Here is a 14,882-nt window from a genome sequence, read left to right as displayed (position 1 = left end):
AACTGCGCGACGAGCCCCCACCGACCCGCAGCTTTCAGACCGCTTCGCCGACGGAGCGCTCACGCCGAGGCGCGCCGTACCAGCGTGGTGGGCAGGACCACGCCGGACGGTGCGTCTGCGGCGTCCGGGCCGGTGTTGCGGCGGTCGAGGCGGCGCAGCAGCAGGCGGGCCATCAGCCGGCCCATCTCCTCGATGTCCTGACGGACCGTCGTGAGCGGCGGGTCGGCCTGTTCGGCGACGGGCAGCATGTCGTCGAAGCCGATCACCGCGACGTCCTCGGGCACCCGCCGCCCCTGCTCGCGCAGCACCCGCAGGGCGCCCGCGGCGGTGAGGTCGTTGGCGGCGAACACCGCGTCCAGATCGGGTCGGCGGTCGAGGAGTTCCCGCATCGCCCGCTCTCCGCCGGCGGGCGTGAAGTCGCTCTCGGCGATCAGCCGCGGGTCGGCGTCGACCATGACGTCCCGGAAGCCGTCGAGCCGGTCCGCCGCGGATGTCTGGTCGAGGGGGCCGGTGATGTGCGCGATCCGGGTGCGGCCGAGCCCGACGAGATGGCGCACGGCCTCGCGGGCACCGCCGCGGTTGTCGCTGTCGACGTACACCACTCCGCTACGGCCGTCGCTCCAGCCGGGCCGGCCGCCGAACACGGTCGGCACACCGGCGTGCTGGATGAGTCCGGGCAGCGGGTCGTCGAGGTGCAGCGAGAAGACGAGCGCGCCGTCGACATGGCCGCCGGCGAGATAGCGGCCGACCCGGGCGTGGTCGTCGCGGCCCTCGGTGAGCAGCAGCACCAGCTGGTTGTCGTGGGCGGTCAACTCCTTGCTGATGCCCCGCAGTTGCAGCGCGAAGAAGGGGTCGGCGAAGACCCGGGTCTCCGGTTCGGCGATGACCACGGCGACGGCGTCGTGCCGCCTGGTCACCAGGCTGCGTGCCGCCTGGTTCGGCACGTATCCGAGCTCCTCCACCGCGCGCCGCACCCGTGCGACGAGCGGTTCGCGCACCCCGTCGCCGCCGTTCACCACCCGGGAGACGGTGGCCCGGGACACTCCCGCCCGGGCAGCCACGGCCTCCAGTGTGGGGCGCGGTGCGGTGTCGGTCACTTCGAGCTCCTAGTCGGCGGGTGCCGATCAGGATAGCTCCGGGTGGGTGAGGGTGGAGAGAGCGCTCTCAGTGTTCGTGCGGCTCGTATCCCGGAATCGTGCCGTCCGTCTTCTTCACCAGGAAGAGCCCGACCATCCCCATGTCGGAGTGGCTCTGGACGTGGCAGTGGTACATCCACGCGCCCGCTCCGACGCCCTCCCCCGCGAGCACCTGGAAACCGAAGGAGTCCGCCGGGCCCACGATCTTGTTGTCGATCACCTGGCTCGGGTCGTCGGGGCCGGTCAGCATGCCCGTGCGGTTGTCCGCCCAGCGGTGACCGTGCATATGGAAGGTGTGGTAGTACTCGCCGTGCGTGATCATCACGAACTCGACCCGATCGCCCACCGTGGCCTCGAAGTTCGGCCCGGAGTGCGCCGGCCTGTTGTTGATCGACATGTCGTTGAAGACGATCGTGTACGTCCGGTCCGGCAGCACGTCTCCCTTGCGGCGCACGATCACCGGACCGTACAGGCCCTTCCTGATGCCGCCGGTCCCGTGTTCCGTGCCGACGACGTGGTCGTGGTAGTGCCAGTAGCCGGCGCTGCCCGCCCGCCAGGTGCCGTCGGAGCGCCGGCCCGGCACATGGGTGCGCCAGGTGTAGGTGCGGGTGCCGCCGGGCTCGACGTCGCTCTTGTTCAACTTCGTTCCGTCACTGGAGATTTCGTAGTCCAGCCCGTGGACGTGCAGGCTGGCCGCCACGTCCGTCGTGTTCTCGAACTCGATGTGCAGCGTGTCGCCCTCGTTCAGCTCGATGAGCGGCCCGGGGATCGAGGCCTTGCCCTTCTCCAGGCCGTAGCCCATCTGCCCGTCGGCCAGCTTCTCGGCGTACAGCTTGATGCGCTTGACCTCTCCCCCGGCCGGCGCGGTCTTCGCCGGACCGGCGGCGGTCGCGGTCTCCGGCACCAGGGACAACGATGTCGCAACGGCCGCACCGCCCAACAGCACGTGCCGACGGTCGAATCGGCGTCTGTCCATGCAGAACTCCCCACGTCGATACGGGATTTGCGGAGACGTACCTGTGATGAACCTGTGAGACGGTACCGGCCCCGAGGCTGTTTATCCACACGCAGGACAAAGTTCGTGCCATTGCGGTCATAGGTATTGGCGAGTCATGCAAAGGGGTCTAGCTTCCTTGGCGTTGTTGCTGTGACCAAGGAGGTGCCCATGCACTTACGAGGGTTGAGCACAGGAAAAGCGAGAAGACGGGCCTGGGCGGCCACCGTCACGGCGGGGGTCCTCGGGGCGGGACTGCTCTCGGGTCCCGTCGCCCATGCGCGCCCGGCTCCGGAGCCATCCCTGACAACGATGTCCGTCAAGTCGCCGCCGGGCGGCGCGAATGTACGGGTGCTGATCTTCTACGGTTCCGCGGCGGCCGGGGACGAGTCACCGGTCGTGAACGCCGGTATCGAGGCGATCGAGAAGATCGGTCTGACGGGGCCCGAGAACCAGCGGTTCAAGGTCGAGGCGACGGACGACGCCTCGGTCTTCACCAACGAGACCCGCCTGGGCCGTTACAACGCGATCGTGTTCCCGACCGGCGGCGGGGACGTCCTCGATCCGGAGCAGGAGGCGGGACTCGAGGCCTACATGGAGGCGGGCGGCGGGTTCGTCGGCATCCATGACGCGGCGCGGGCCGAGCCGTACTCCGACTGGTTCACCGGTCTGGTCGGCGCCCGGCCCGCGGCCTCCAGTCCAACCGACGTACAGCGTGCGGTGGTTGAGGTGGGCGACCGGCAGCATCCGGCGACCAGGAGCCTGCCGTTGCAGTGGAAGCGACCCGACCAGAGGTTCAACTGGGTGAAGAACCCCTCCGGCGACGTGCACACCGTCGCGCGGGTGCGCGAGTCGACGTACAAGCCGGGGGCGAGCGCCAACGGCTGGGATCATCCGGTCAGTTGGTGCCGTGACTACGACGGCGGGCGGTCCTTCTACACCGGTATGGGCGGCACGGTGTCGTCGTACGACGAGACGGACTTCCGCGACCATCTGCGCGGTGCCCTGCTGTGGACGACCCGGCTGGTGCAGGCAGACTGCAAGGCCACGATCAACGCCAACTACAAGGCGGAGCGGCTGACTCAGCCCAACCAGCCGGGCCAGAACGACCAGATCGGCGAGCCGCACGGCCTGGTGACGGCGCCCGACGGACGGGTGCTCTACATCGGCCGTGGTGGCGCGGACTCCTCCCAGCCGGTGATCACCGACTGGAACAGCCCGGACATCGGCAAGGGCAAGGGCCAGATCCACGTCTACGACCCGAAGACCAAGAAGGTCACGCTCGCGGGCGAGTTGTCGGTCTTCGGCAACAAGGGCGGCGGTGACGAGCTCACCAAGGTCGAGGAGGGGCTGCTCGGCATCGAGATCGACCCGAGGTTCGAGCAGAACGGCTGGGTGTACCTCCACTACACGCCGCACTCCCAGCTCAACCGCGACACGCAGATGGCCGAGCGGCGCGTCTCCCGCTTCACGCTCGACCTCGCCACGAACAGGCTGGACCTGAGCAGCGAGAAGGTCCTCCTCAAGTGGCCGGTGCAGGTGCACAGTTGCTGTCACGCGGGCGGCGGGATGACCTGGGACTCCAAGGGCAACCTGTACATCGCGACGGGCGACAACAACTCCAGCGGCTTCAGCGACGGCTACTCCGGCAACAACCCGCAGCCCAGCTACAAGGGCGTCTCCTTCGCCGACGCGCGCCGCACCGCCGGCAACACCAACAACCTCAACGGCAAGATCCTGCGCATCCACCCGGAAGCCGACGGGACGTACACCCTCCCGGAGGGCAACCTCTTCACCGGCAGGGAGACCGACGAGGGCGGCGGCAAGACGCGCGGTGAGATCTATGTGATGGGCGTCAGGAACCCCGCCCGGATCTTCGTCGACAAGAAGACCGACGTCCTGTACGCGGGCTGGGTCGGCCCCGACGCTTCGGCGCCCTCCACGACATGGGGTCCCGCGAAGTACGACACCTTCGCCTCCATCACCAAGGCGAGCAACCGGGGTTGGCCGTACTGCATGGGCAACAAGCAGCCCTACCGGGACCGCAATCTGCCGGATCCGTCGAAGCCGCTGGGCTGGTACGACTGCGATCACCCGAAGAACGAGTCGCCGAACAACGACGGCCTCGTCAACCTCCCGCGGGTCACCGGCAACAACATCTGGTACTCGCCCCAGGGCGGCGCCCCGGACTACCCGCGCGACGCGGGCGGCATCCCCTCGTACAAGCAGTCGGAAGCCACCTATCTGCTGCCGTGGCTCAAGGGCGGCGGCCAGGCGGCGATGAACGGGCCGGTCTACCGCTACGACGCGGCGAGCACGAGTGGGACCAAGTGGCCCTCGTACTGGGACGGCAAGTGGTTCGTCGGGGACTTCTACGACGCCGACCAGCCGCGCAACGCGGTCATCACCGACCCGAGGACGCAAGGAGACGGCGGACTGCCGGTCCACTCCGAGACATTGAAGAAGATCGTGCCGATCGGCAACGACGGCATCAAGAACCTCATGGACTGGAAGTTCGGTCCGGACGGCGCGCTGTACGTCCTCGACTACGGGCGCGGCTTCTTCACCTCGGACGCCAAGTCGGCACTGTGGCGGGTCACTTACACCGGCGGCGGGCCCACACCGGCCGCCGGTCAGCTGGCGAGGGGAGGGCAGTGATGCGGCAACGAAGAGTCCTGACGGCCCTGTTGGCCGCCGTACTGATGATGCTGGGGCTGCAGACGACGGCCGGCGCGCAGCCGGAACAGCCCACGCAGGCAGCCGCCCAGGTACTCACCTGGACGGCGGGTGACGACATCACCAAGTACCTCTCGGCGCCCACGACAGCGGTCGCGGGCACGGCCACGATCGTCTTCGAGAACAGCACGGCCACCGGCAACACCACCGGGATGCCGCACACGTTGACGTTCGTGACGTCCGACCCCGAGTACAACAACGACGTCCAGCTCAACATCCTCGCCAGCCCGAACGACGACATGGGAGGCCGCCACACCGCCGAGGTCACCCTGACGCCCGGCCGGTACTTCTACCACTGCACGATCCCCGGCCACGGGCACATGCAGGGCACCCTGGTCGTGGCCGAGGGCGGCGGCGAGGACACGACGGCGCCCGAGACGTCGGCCGCCGTGAGCGGCACGCAGAACTCGCAGGGCCAGTACGTCGGTTCGGCGAGCGTGGCGATCAGCGCGAGCGACGCGGGCGGCTCCGGCGTGGACCGCGTCGAGTACGCGATGGGGGACGACGGCGCCTGGCAGCCGTACACCGCCCCGATCGTGGTCGATCAGGTCGGCGGTCACAAGGTGCGATACCGGGCCGTCGACAAGGCGGGCAACGTATCGGCCGAGAAGAGCGTCGAGTTCACGGTCGTGGCACCGCCGTCGGACGACACGACCGCGCCGGACACCTCGGCGACGGTCGGCGGTGAGCGGAACGCCGACGGGGCCTACCTCGACATGGCGACGGTCACCGTCTCCGCCTCCGACACCGGGTCCGGGGTCAACACGATCGAGTACGCGGTCGACTCCGGGGCCTGGACCCCGTACACCGCCCCCGTGATGGTGCATCAGCTCGGCACGCACACCGTGAAGTACCGGGCCACCGACAAGGCGGGCAACGTGTCCGCGGAGAAGAGCGTCGGGTTCACGGTCGTGTCGGCGCCCGCGCAGGACACCACTCCGCCGGTGACGGGTGTGTCCGTCGAGGGCACGAAGAACTCCGACGGGGCCTATGTGGGCAGCGCCAAGGTGACCGTGACGGCCACCGACGAGGGCGGGTCGGGTGTGGACCGGATCGAGTACTCGCTCGACGGCGGACCGTACCTCGCCTACACCGCCCCCGTGATCGTCGACCGCGCGGGCGCGCACACGGTGGCGTACCGGGCGACCGACAAGGCGGGCAACACCGCCTCCGCCCGCACCGTGAGTCTCACCCTGGTGTCGAGCCCGGTGCCGCCGCCCAACTGCCCCGAGTACGACGAGCGGTTGACGGTCATCGTCGGCACGGTCGACTCGGGTGTGCCGAACCGGATCACCAACAACCGTTGCCGTATCAACGAGTTGATCGAGGACGAGAAGGAGTGGACGTCCCACGCGCTGTTCCTCAAGCACGTGAAGACGGTCCTCGACCGGCTGTTGAAGGAAGGCGTCGTCGACCAGCGCGAGTACGACGCCATCCAGAAGGCCGCCCGGCAGTCCGGGATCGGCAAGCCCGGTCAGACCGAGGGCTACCGGAAGATCTTCGACGGGACGGCCGGTTCCCTCGCCAGGTGGGAGCAGGTGGGCGGCGGTTCGTTCGGTCTGGGCGCCGACGGGTCGATCACCAGCGGCACCACCAAGGACGGCCTGGGCATGCTGTGGTTCCCGCAGCGCAAGTACGGCAACTTCTCGCTGAAGCTCCAGTGGCGGGACGACGCTCCGGGCACCGGGAACGCCAACTCCGGTGTGTTCGTGCGCTTCCCGTGGGTCCACGACCACCCGGAGGAGTCTCGCCCGGAGTGGGTCGCCATCAAGTACGGGCACGAGGTGCAGGTGCTCGACCGGCCCGACGGCGACATGTACAAGACGGGCTCGATCTACGGCTTCGACCGTGTCGGGCTCGCCGGTGCCGGCGTCACCCAGAAGGGCACCTGGAACGACTACGAGATCCGGGTGGTCGACCAGCACTACTCGGTCTACCGCAACGGCGTGCTGATCAACGAGTTCGACAACATCGGCGGCCAGGTCTTCTACCCGCCGCGCTCGGACGACCCGGGCACGGACGGGCGGCGGTTCGCCTCCGGCTACATCGGGCTGCAGGTGCACAGCACGACGGACGTGGTCTCCTACCGGGACATCCGGATCAAGGAGTTGTAGCGTCCGGAGGGGGCGCCTCGGTCTTCGCCGGGGGCGCCTCCTTCTTCGCCCGGCTCGGCTGCACCCGCTTCGGCTCGCCCGGCATCTTCGGGTACTCCGGCGGATACGGCAGATCGCCCAGGCCGTGGTCGTGCTCGTCCCGGCGGGCGAGTTCGAGCAGGGCCTCCAGCGAATAGCGGTGGTCGTCCATGTCCGCGTGCACATCGCCCAGTTGGGCGAAGCGCGCGGGCATGGTCGCGATGTCGAAGTCCTGCGGGTGCGCGGTGCCGACCTCGTCCCAGCTCAGGGGAGCCGAGACGGGGGCGTGCGGGCGGGGTCGTACGGAATAGGCGGAGGCGATCGTGCGGTCCCTGGCCGTCTGGTTGTAGTCGACGAAGATGCGCTCGCCGCGCTCCTCCTTCCACCACTTGATGGTCACATGGTCCGGCATGCGCCGCTCCAGCTCCCGGCCGACCGCGATGGCGGCCCGCCTGACCTGGGTGAAGGTCCAGCGCGGCTCGATCGGCACGAAGACATGCAGGCCGCGGCCGCCGGAGGTCTTGGGGAAGCCGCGCAGTCCGCCGAACTCCTCCAGTACGTCGCGGAGTTCAAAAGCCGCACGCACCGCGTCGTCGAAGTCGGTGCCGGGCTGCGGGTCGAGGTCGATGCGGAGTTCGTCGGGCCGGTCGACGTCGTCACGGCGCACCGGCCAGGGGTGGAAGGTGAGCGTGCCGTACTGGGCGGCCCACACGACGGCGGCCTCTTCGGTGGGGCACATCTCGTCGGCGCTGCGGCCACTGGGGAAGGTGATGTGGGCGGTGGGGATCCAGTCGGGCATGTTCTTGGGCGCCCGCTTCTGGAAGAAGTTCTCGCCGTTCACCCCGTCCGGGTAGCGCTCCAGGGTGGTGGGCCGGTTGCGCAGGGCGCGCAGGATGCCGGGGCCCACGGCGATGTAGTACCGGGCGAGGTCCAGCTTGGTGAAACCGCGCTCGGGGAAGAAGATCTTGTCCGGGCTGGACAGCCGGACGGTGCGGCCGCCCGCCTCCAGTTCCACCGCTTCACCCATACGGCAACGGTAGGCACACCTGGTAAACCTCGCATACCGGGCGACAAGCGGCGTATGCGAGCAGAATCGGATCCATGGATCTGCCGGTGATGCCGCCCGTGAAGCCGATGCTCGCCAAGTCGGTGGCGAAGATCCCGCCGGGCATGCAGTACGAGGCGAAGTGGGACGGGTTCCGGGCGATCGTGTTCCGCGACGGGGCCGAGGTCGAGCTCGGCAGTCGTACGGGCAAGCCGCTGACCAGGTACTTTCCCGAGGTCGTCGTAGCCCTGAAGGAGCGGGTGCCCGAGCGCTGCGTCCTGGACGGGGAGATCGTGATCGCCCGGGAGGGGCACCTCGACTTCGACGCGCTCACGGAGCGCATCCATCCGGCGGACTCCCGGGTGCGGATGCTCGCCGAGAAGACCCCGGCGTCCTTCGTGGCCTTCGACCTGCTGGCGCTGGCGGACGAGTCGCTGCTGGACGTGGAGCTGACCGACCGGCGGGCGCTGCTGGAGCGGGCGCTGGCCGATGTCACCGCGCCGGTCCACCTCGCGCCGGCGACGACCGACGTCGACGTGGCACAGAGCTGGTTCGAGCAGTACGAGGGGGCGGGCCTGGACGGCGTCATCGCCAAGCCGCTCACCGGGCGCTACCTCCAGGACGAGCGCGCCATGTTCAAGATCAAGCACGAGCGGACTGCGGACGTCGTCGTCGCGGGCTACCGCTTCCACAAGAGCGGCCCGATCGTGGGCTCACTGCTGCTCGGGCTCTACGACGACCGGGGCGCCCTGCAGCATGTGGGCGTGTCGGCGGCGTTCCCGATGAAGCGGCGCGCGGAGCTGGTCGAGGAGCTGGAGCCCCTGCGGATGGAGGACGCCGAGGGGCACCCCTGGGCGGCCTGGTCCGACGAGGCCGCGCACGAGACGGCCCGGCTGCCGGGCGCGCCCAGCCGCTGGTCCGGCAAGAAGGACCTGTCCTGGGTGCCGCTCAGGCCGGAGCGGGTGGCCGAGGTGGCGTACGACCACATGGAGAACGGGGCCCGGTTCCGGCACACGGCCCGCTTCCGCCGCTGGCGCCCGGACCGGACCCCGCAGAGCTGCACCTACGCCCAGCTGGAGGAGCCGGTGCGCTACGACCTGGACGAGATCCTCGGGGGTCCCTGACTCAGGGGTGACCCAGGGGTGACTCAGGGATGCATCAACACCTTGACCGCGCCGTCCTGCTTCTTCTGGAACATCTCGTACGCGTGCGGGGCGTCCGTCAGCGGCAGCCGGTGGGTGGCGAAGTCGTCGACGCCGAGCGGGTCCTCGTCGGTCAGGTAGGGCAGGATGTCGTCGCTCCAGCGGCGGACATTGGCCTGACCCATCCGGATCTGGATCTGCTTGTCGAACATCGTCAGCATCGGCAGCGGGTCGGCCATGCCTCCGTAGACACCGGTGAGGGAGAGCGTGCCGCCGCGGCGCACCAGCTCGATCGCGGTGTGGAGAGCGGCGAGCCGGTCGACGCTGAAGCGTTCCGCGAACGGTCCGCTGATCTTCCTGGGCAGCAGGGCCGAGGCCTGCTGGGCCAGCCGGGCGGCCGCGCTGCCGTGGGCCTCCGTGCCGACCGCGTCGATCACGGCGTCGGGGCCGCGGCCGTCGGTCTCGTCGCGGATCGCCTCGATCAGCTCCTTCTCGTTGTCGAAGTGCCTGAGGTTGTACACCTCCACACCCCGCGACTTCGCCCTGCGCAGCCGCGCGTTCACCAGGTCCACGCCGAACACCCGCCCGGCTCCCCGGACTTGGGCGACACGGCAGGCCATGTCGCCGATCGGTCCGAGGCCGAGCACGGCGACGCTGCCGCCCTGGGGGATGCCGGCGTAGGAGACGGCCTGCCAGGCGGTGGGCAGCACGTCGGAGAGGTAGACGAAGCGGTCGTCCGGCGGCCCCTCCGGGATCTTGATCGGGCCGAACTGGGCCTGCGGCACCCGCAGATACTCGGCCTGGGCGCCCGGGACGGCGCCGTACAGACGGGTGTAGCCGAACAGGGCGGCGCCCATGCCCTCGCTGGTCACCTGCGTGGTCTCGCACTGCGTGGGCAGCCCGGTCAGGCACATCCAGCAGTCGCCGCAGGCGATCTGGAACGGCACGACGACCCGGTCGCCCGCCGCGAGGTCCGGCACCCCGGCACCGACCTCCTCCACGATGCCCATCGGTTCGTGTCCGAGGATGTCCCCCGGCGTCATGAACGCGGTGAGCACCTCGTACAGATGCAGATCGGAACCGCACAGCCCCGTCGACGTGATCCGGATGATCGCGTCGGTCGGTTCCTCGATCTTCGGATCGGGGACGTCCTCGACCCGTACGTCCCGCTTGCCCTGCCAGGTCACAGCCTTCATCGCGTGACGCTCCCTCCGTCGCACCGGTGCGTCCGGTCCTGCGGTGCCGCCCGGGTACCCGGGCGCCCCGAGCCGAAGCGGGGACGGGAACTGATCTGCGTATTCAACGCACACAATCAGAACCGAGCGGGTATGGCCATCAATGAACGGATAAGCGCACAATCATTGACACGGGATGTGGTGGCCACGGTGAGCAAGGGACGGAAGGCGCGCCCGCGACGGGCAGCGACGACGGTGGCGCTGCTCGCCGCCACGATGACGGCCGCCCTGGCCGCGGGCTGCACGGCAGGGACCGGCCCGGCGGAGGACGGACGCGGCCGGCCGCAGACGCCCGTCCCGGACCAGAGCCCCACCACCGGCGCCTCCCCACTCGCCGTGAAGATCGACAACGCGCCCGCGGCCCGCCCCCAGACGGGACTGGACGCGGCGGACGTCGTCTACGCCGAGCAGGTCGAGGGCGGGCTCAGCCGTCTGATGGCGGTGTACGCGACCATGCTGCCCCAGGTCGTCGGGCCGGTACGCAGCGCCCGTGAGTCGGATCTGGAGCTGCTGCGCCAGTACTTCGACCCGACGCTCGCCTTCTCCGGGGCCCAGCGCAAACTGCTGCCGCTCATCGACAGCGCCCCGCTGCAGGCGGAGCCGCCCGGCAAGGTGTCCGGCGCCTACTTCCGCGGGACCGACAAGGCCGCACCCCACAACCTCTACCTGCGCCCCGCCCGGCTGGTGCCGTCGCCCCCGGGCACGGCCGCCCTGACCAACGGCTTCCGCTACGGCGCCGCACCCGCCGGCGGCAAGGCCGAGACCACCCGCACGGTCCGCTTCCCGGCCGCCCGCTTCACCTTCACCTGGTCCCCCGGCAAACACAGCTATTCGGTCGCGATGGACGGGACGCCCACGGTGTCGCCCGGCGGAAAGGCGGTCGCGCCGGCGACCGTCGTCGTGCAGCACGTGAAGGTGCGCGAGTCCGACTTCCACGACTTCCTGGGCAACAACACGCCGTACACCGAGACGGTCGGCTCCGGGAAGGCGGAGGTGCTGCGCGACGGGCGGGTCTACGACGTCGACTGGAAGCGGGAGCAGGCGACGGACGGGACGGACTTCACAACGCCGGACGGCAAGCCGGTGAACTTCGCGAAGGGGCAGGTGTGGGTGGTGCTGGTGAAGTCCGGCTGATCACCCCGGCGGGCTCACGCCTGCGCGCTCACCCCTGCGCCACGAGGGGTTCCGCCGGGTTGCGGAGCCCTTCGGCCGCGTCCGCAACCCGCCGGATGAGGTCGAAGAACACCGCCTGCTCGTCGGCGGACAGCGGCGCCAGGAAGACCTGGTTCATCCGGGCCGTGCGCACGGTCAGCTTGCGGTGGGTGCGTATGCCCTCGTCGGTCGGACGGAGCAGGAAACGGCGGCCGTCCTGCGGGTCGCGCACCTTGTCCAGCAGTCCGCGCCTGCCCAGCCGGCTGATCACCTCGGCGATCGTGGACCGGTCGAGCCCCACCCGCTCCCCCACCGTGCGCTGGTCCAGGCCCGGCTCGGCGACGAGCGCGTTGAGGACCGCGAACTGGGGCGAGGTGATCTCCTCCGAGACCATGGTGTTCCACAGCAGGTAGTGGGCCTGCTGCAGCCGCCGGGCCAGATGCCCGGGGTGGGTGGTGAGGTCCACCGCTGCCATGTGCGCTCCCCGCGTCAAATTGGTTGGTGCACTGAACGATACCTGCCGGCCGATGGACTGTCTGTAGACCTGCACGCTTCGCTGACCTTGCACTTCTCCAGGGTCTTGACGCCGCACCCTTCCAGTGGCAGCGTGAAGGAAACTTCACCGAAATACTCAGTGCCCTGATTAATTCATTGAGGCCTGGCGCTCGGACGGGATGGAGCTTCACGGATGGACAAGGTGGTCGCCACAGCCGCGGAGGCGGTGGCCGATGTGCCGGACGGCGCGACGCTCGCCGTCGGCGGATTCGGGCTGAGCGGTGTGCCCAACGTGCTGATCCAGGCGCTGTACGAGCGCGAGGTGACCGGCCTCGGCGTGGTCTCCAACAACTGCGGGGCGATGGAGACCGGTCTTGCGGTGCTGCTGGCGGCGGGGCGGATCGCCCGGGTGACCGGTTCCTACATCGGCGCGAACAAGGAGTTCGCGCGGCAGTATCTGGCCGGGGAGCTGGAGGTGGAGCTGATCCCGCAGGGCACGCTGGCGGAGCGGCTGCGGGCCGGCGGGGCCGGGATCCCGGCCTTCTTCACCCCGGCGGGGGTGGGTACGCAGGTGGCCGAGGGCGGGCTGCCGTGGCGTTACGACGGCTCCGGTGGGGTGGCGCTGGCCTCCCCGCCGAAGGAGGTGCGGGAGTTCGACGGCACCGAGTACGTGCTGGAGCGGGGTATCCGGACCGACTTCGCGCTGGTGCGGGCCGCCAAGGGCGACCGGCACGGGAATCTGGTGTTCAACAAGTCCACCCGCAACTTCAACCCGCTGGCCGCGATGGCAGGCCGGATCACCATCGCCGAGGTGGAGGAACTGGTGGAGCCCGGCGAGATCGATCCGGATGCGGTGCACCTGCCGGGCATCTTCGTGCAGCGTGTGGTGGCGTTGAGCGCGGAGCAGGCGGCGGACAAGAAGATCGAGCAGCGGACGGTGAGCAGCTGATGGCCTGGAGTCGTGAGCAGATGGCCGCGCGGGCCGCGCGCGAGCTCGAAGACGGGCAGTACGTCAACCTGGGCATCGGGCTGCCCACCCTGATCCCGAACTATCTCCCCGAGGGCGTGGAGGTGGTCCTGGAGTCGGAGAACGGCATCCTGGGCACCGGCCCCTACCCGAGCGAGGAGGCGGTCGACCCGGATCTGATCAATGCCGGGAAGGAGACCGTGACCGTGCTGCCGGGGGCGTCCTTCTTCGACTCGGCGCTGTCGTTCTCGATGATCCGGGGCGGGCACATCGACGTCGCGGTGCTCGGCGCGATGCAGGTGTCCGCGGGCGGGGACCTGGCCAACTGGGCCATCCCGGGCAAGCTGATCACCGGGATCGGCGGGGCGATGGACCTGGTGCACGGGGCGCGCACGGTGATCGTGGTGATGACGCACACCGCGAAGGACGGCTCGCCGAAGATCCTGGAGGAGTGCGCGCTGCCGCTCACCGGCAAGGCGTGTGTGAACCGGGTCATCACCGACCTCGGTGTCCTGGACATCACCGACGAGGGTCTGCTCCTCGTCGAGACCGCGCCGGGCGTGAGCGTCGAGGAGATCGTGGCCAAGACCGCCGCCAAGGTGCGTATCGCGGAGGAGATCCAGTCATGACCAACGGTCTGAAGGACGTGTACATCGTCGACGCGGTGCGCACCCCGATCGGCCGCTACGGCGGCGGCCTGGCGAGCGTCCGACCCGACGACCTGGCCGCCCATGCCATCCGTGTACTGCTGGCCCGTACGCCGGAGTTGGAGCCGTCCCGGATCGAGGACGTGTACCTCGGCAACGCCAACGGGGCCGGCGAGGAGAACCGCAACGTCGGCCGGATGGCCGCCCTGCTGGCAGGCCTGCCCACCTCGGTGCCCGGCGTCACGGTCAACCGGCTGTGCGCCTCCGGTCTGGAGGCGGTCATCCAGGCCGCCCGCGCCATCGCCCTCGGCGACGCCCACATTGCCGTGGCGGGCGGGGTGGAGTCGATGACCCGGGCCCCGTACGTGCTGCCCAAGAACGACCGCCCGTTCCCCGCCGCCCACACCGAGCTGTACTCCACCACCCTGGGCTGGCGCCTGGTCAACCCGAGGATGGACCCGCAGTGGACCGTCCCGCTCGGCGAGTCCGCGGAACTGATCGCCGAGAAGCACAAGATCAGCCGCGAGCAGCAGGACGAGTTCGCCCTCGCCTCCCACCACAAGGCCGCCACCGCCCAGCAACAGGGTCTGTTCGACGCCGAGTTGGCGCCGGTGAGCATCCCGCAGCGCAAGGGCGACCCGGTGCTCTTCGCCGCCGACGAGTCCGTCCGCGCGGACGCCTCCCTCGCGGCGATGGCGAAGCTGAAGCCGTCCTTCCGCACCGAGCACGGCACGGTCACCGCGGGCAACGCCTCGCCGCTGAACGACGGCGCCGCGGCCCTGCTGCTGGTCGACGAGGAGGGTCTCAAGGCCACCGGCCGCGAGCCACTGGCCCGCGTCTCCGCGACCGGCGTGCACGCCGTCGACCCGCACTACTTCGGGCTCGCCCCGGTCGAGGCCGTCAACCGGGCGCTGGCCAAGGCCGGCAAGAGTTTCGCCGACCTGGACGTGCTGGAGCTGAACGAGGCCTTCGCCGCCCAGGTGCTGGGCTGCGTCGCCGAGTGGCCCGAGTTCGACCCGGCGATCCTCAACCCGCAGGGCGGCGCCATCGCGCTGGGCCACCCGCTGGGCGCCTCCGGTGCCCGCCTCGCCGGCACCGTCGCCCACCAACTCGCCCGCAAGGGCAGCGGTGTTGGCATCGCCACCCTCTGCATCGGCGTCGGCCAGGGCCTCGCCCTCGTCCTCGAACGTTAAGACCCCCG

The 14,882-nt window shown here is 69.8% G+C and carries 12 protein-coding genes; 7 read left to right on the top strand and 5 right to left on the bottom strand.

What is annotated here, in order from left to right; all coding sequences use genetic code 11:
* Positions 1 to 59 precede the first annotated feature (59 nt).
* Both ABZ880_RS31680 and ABZ880_RS31675 read right to left on the bottom strand, forming a co-directional pair.
* Complete coding sequence (locus tag ABZ880_RS31680; RefSeq protein WP_361269710.1) at positions 60 to 1,097, bottom strand: LacI family DNA-binding transcriptional regulator; 1,038 nt, start codon at positions 1,095 to 1,097, stop codon at positions 60 to 62.
* A 67-nt stretch (positions 1,098 to 1,164) separates the two neighbouring features.
* Entirely contained in the window at positions 1,165 to 2,112 is a 948-nt protein-coding gene (locus tag ABZ880_RS31675; protein WP_361269708.1) for a multicopper oxidase domain-containing protein, read from the bottom strand.
* A gap of 189 nt (positions 2,113 to 2,301) precedes the next feature.
* Between ABZ880_RS31675 and ABZ880_RS31670 the strand changes: the two genes are divergently transcribed.
* Entirely contained in the window at positions 2,302 to 4,788 is a 2,487-nt protein-coding gene (locus tag ABZ880_RS31670; protein ID WP_361269706.1) for a ThuA domain-containing protein, read from the top strand.
* Positions 4,788 to 6,980, top strand: a complete 2,193-nt coding sequence (locus ABZ880_RS31665; RefSeq protein ID WP_361269703.1) for a family 16 glycoside hydrolase — start codon at positions 4,788 to 4,790, stop codon at positions 6,978 to 6,980. The genes ABZ880_RS31670 and ABZ880_RS31665 overlap by 1 nt, the downstream gene beginning before the upstream one ends.
* On the opposite strand, the gene ligD is transcribed toward ABZ880_RS31665, so the two are convergent.
* Complete coding sequence (ligD, locus tag ABZ880_RS31660) at positions 6,967 to 8,025, bottom strand: non-homologous end-joining DNA ligase (RefSeq protein WP_361269700.1); 1,059 nt, start codon at positions 8,023 to 8,025, stop codon at positions 6,967 to 6,969. The two genes, ABZ880_RS31665 and ligD, sit on opposite strands and share 14 nt — an antisense overlap.
* A gap of 74 nt (positions 8,026 to 8,099) precedes the next feature.
* On the opposite strand from ligD, the gene ABZ880_RS31655 reads away from it, so the two are divergent.
* Positions 8,100 to 9,167: an ATP-dependent DNA ligase gene (locus ABZ880_RS31655; protein WP_361269697.1), complete on the top strand. Its 1,068-nt coding sequence runs from the start codon at positions 8,100 to 8,102 to the stop codon at positions 9,165 to 9,167.
* Between the two features lie 23 nt (positions 9,168 to 9,190).
* Here the strand turns inward: ABZ880_RS31655 and ABZ880_RS31650 are convergent, their stop codons facing one another.
* Complete coding sequence (locus ABZ880_RS31650) at positions 9,191 to 10,381, bottom strand: zinc-dependent alcohol dehydrogenase (protein ID WP_361269694.1); 1,191 nt, start codon at positions 10,379 to 10,381, stop codon at positions 9,191 to 9,193.
* Positions 10,382 to 10,636: 255 nt separating this feature from the next.
* Here ABZ880_RS31650 and ABZ880_RS31645 point away from each other — a divergent pair, with 255 nt between their 5' ends.
* Complete coding sequence (locus ABZ880_RS31645; RefSeq protein WP_361270015.1) at positions 10,637 to 11,554, top strand: DUF3048 domain-containing protein; 918 nt, start codon at positions 10,637 to 10,639, stop codon at positions 11,552 to 11,554.
* 28 nt (positions 11,555 to 11,582) lie between these two features.
* On the opposite strand, the gene ABZ880_RS31640 is transcribed toward ABZ880_RS31645, so the two are convergent.
* Positions 11,583 to 12,047, bottom strand: a complete 465-nt coding sequence (locus tag ABZ880_RS31640; protein ID WP_361269691.1) for a MarR family transcriptional regulator — start codon at positions 12,045 to 12,047, stop codon at positions 11,583 to 11,585.
* 213 nt (positions 12,048 to 12,260) lie between these two features.
* Here ABZ880_RS31640 and ABZ880_RS31635 point away from each other — a divergent pair, with 213 nt between their 5' ends.
* Genes ABZ880_RS31635 through ABZ880_RS31625 form a run of 3 tightly spaced genes read left to right on the top strand, consistent with a single transcriptional unit; the run spans position 12,261 to position 14,874 of the window.
* The gene (locus ABZ880_RS31635; protein ID WP_361269689.1) at positions 12,261 to 13,016 is read left to right on the top strand and encodes a CoA transferase subunit A; all 756 of its coding nucleotides are present in this window, start codon (positions 12,261 to 12,263) and stop codon (positions 13,014 to 13,016) included.
* Positions 13,016 to 13,663 (top strand): CoA transferase subunit B, encoded by a 648-nt coding sequence (locus tag ABZ880_RS31630; RefSeq protein ID WP_361269686.1) that lies wholly within the window; start codon positions 13,016 to 13,018, stop codon positions 13,661 to 13,663. The genes ABZ880_RS31635 and ABZ880_RS31630 overlap by 1 nt, the downstream gene beginning before the upstream one ends.
* An 8-nt stretch (positions 13,664 to 13,671) precedes the next feature.
* Positions 13,672 to 14,874: an acetyl-CoA C-acyltransferase gene (locus tag ABZ880_RS31625; RefSeq protein ID WP_361270012.1), complete on the top strand. Its 1,203-nt coding sequence runs from the start codon at positions 13,672 to 13,674 to the stop codon at positions 14,872 to 14,874.
* Positions 14,875 to 14,882 lie beyond the last annotated feature (8 nt).

The organism is Streptomyces sp. NPDC047043 (assembly GCF_040644055.1).
In the GTDB taxonomy this organism is placed as follows: domain Bacteria; phylum Actinomycetota; class Actinomycetes; order Streptomycetales; family Streptomycetaceae; genus Streptomyces.
Note: the sequence above shows the minus strand (reverse complement) of the source record. Positions and strands in the feature narration are given on the sequence as shown.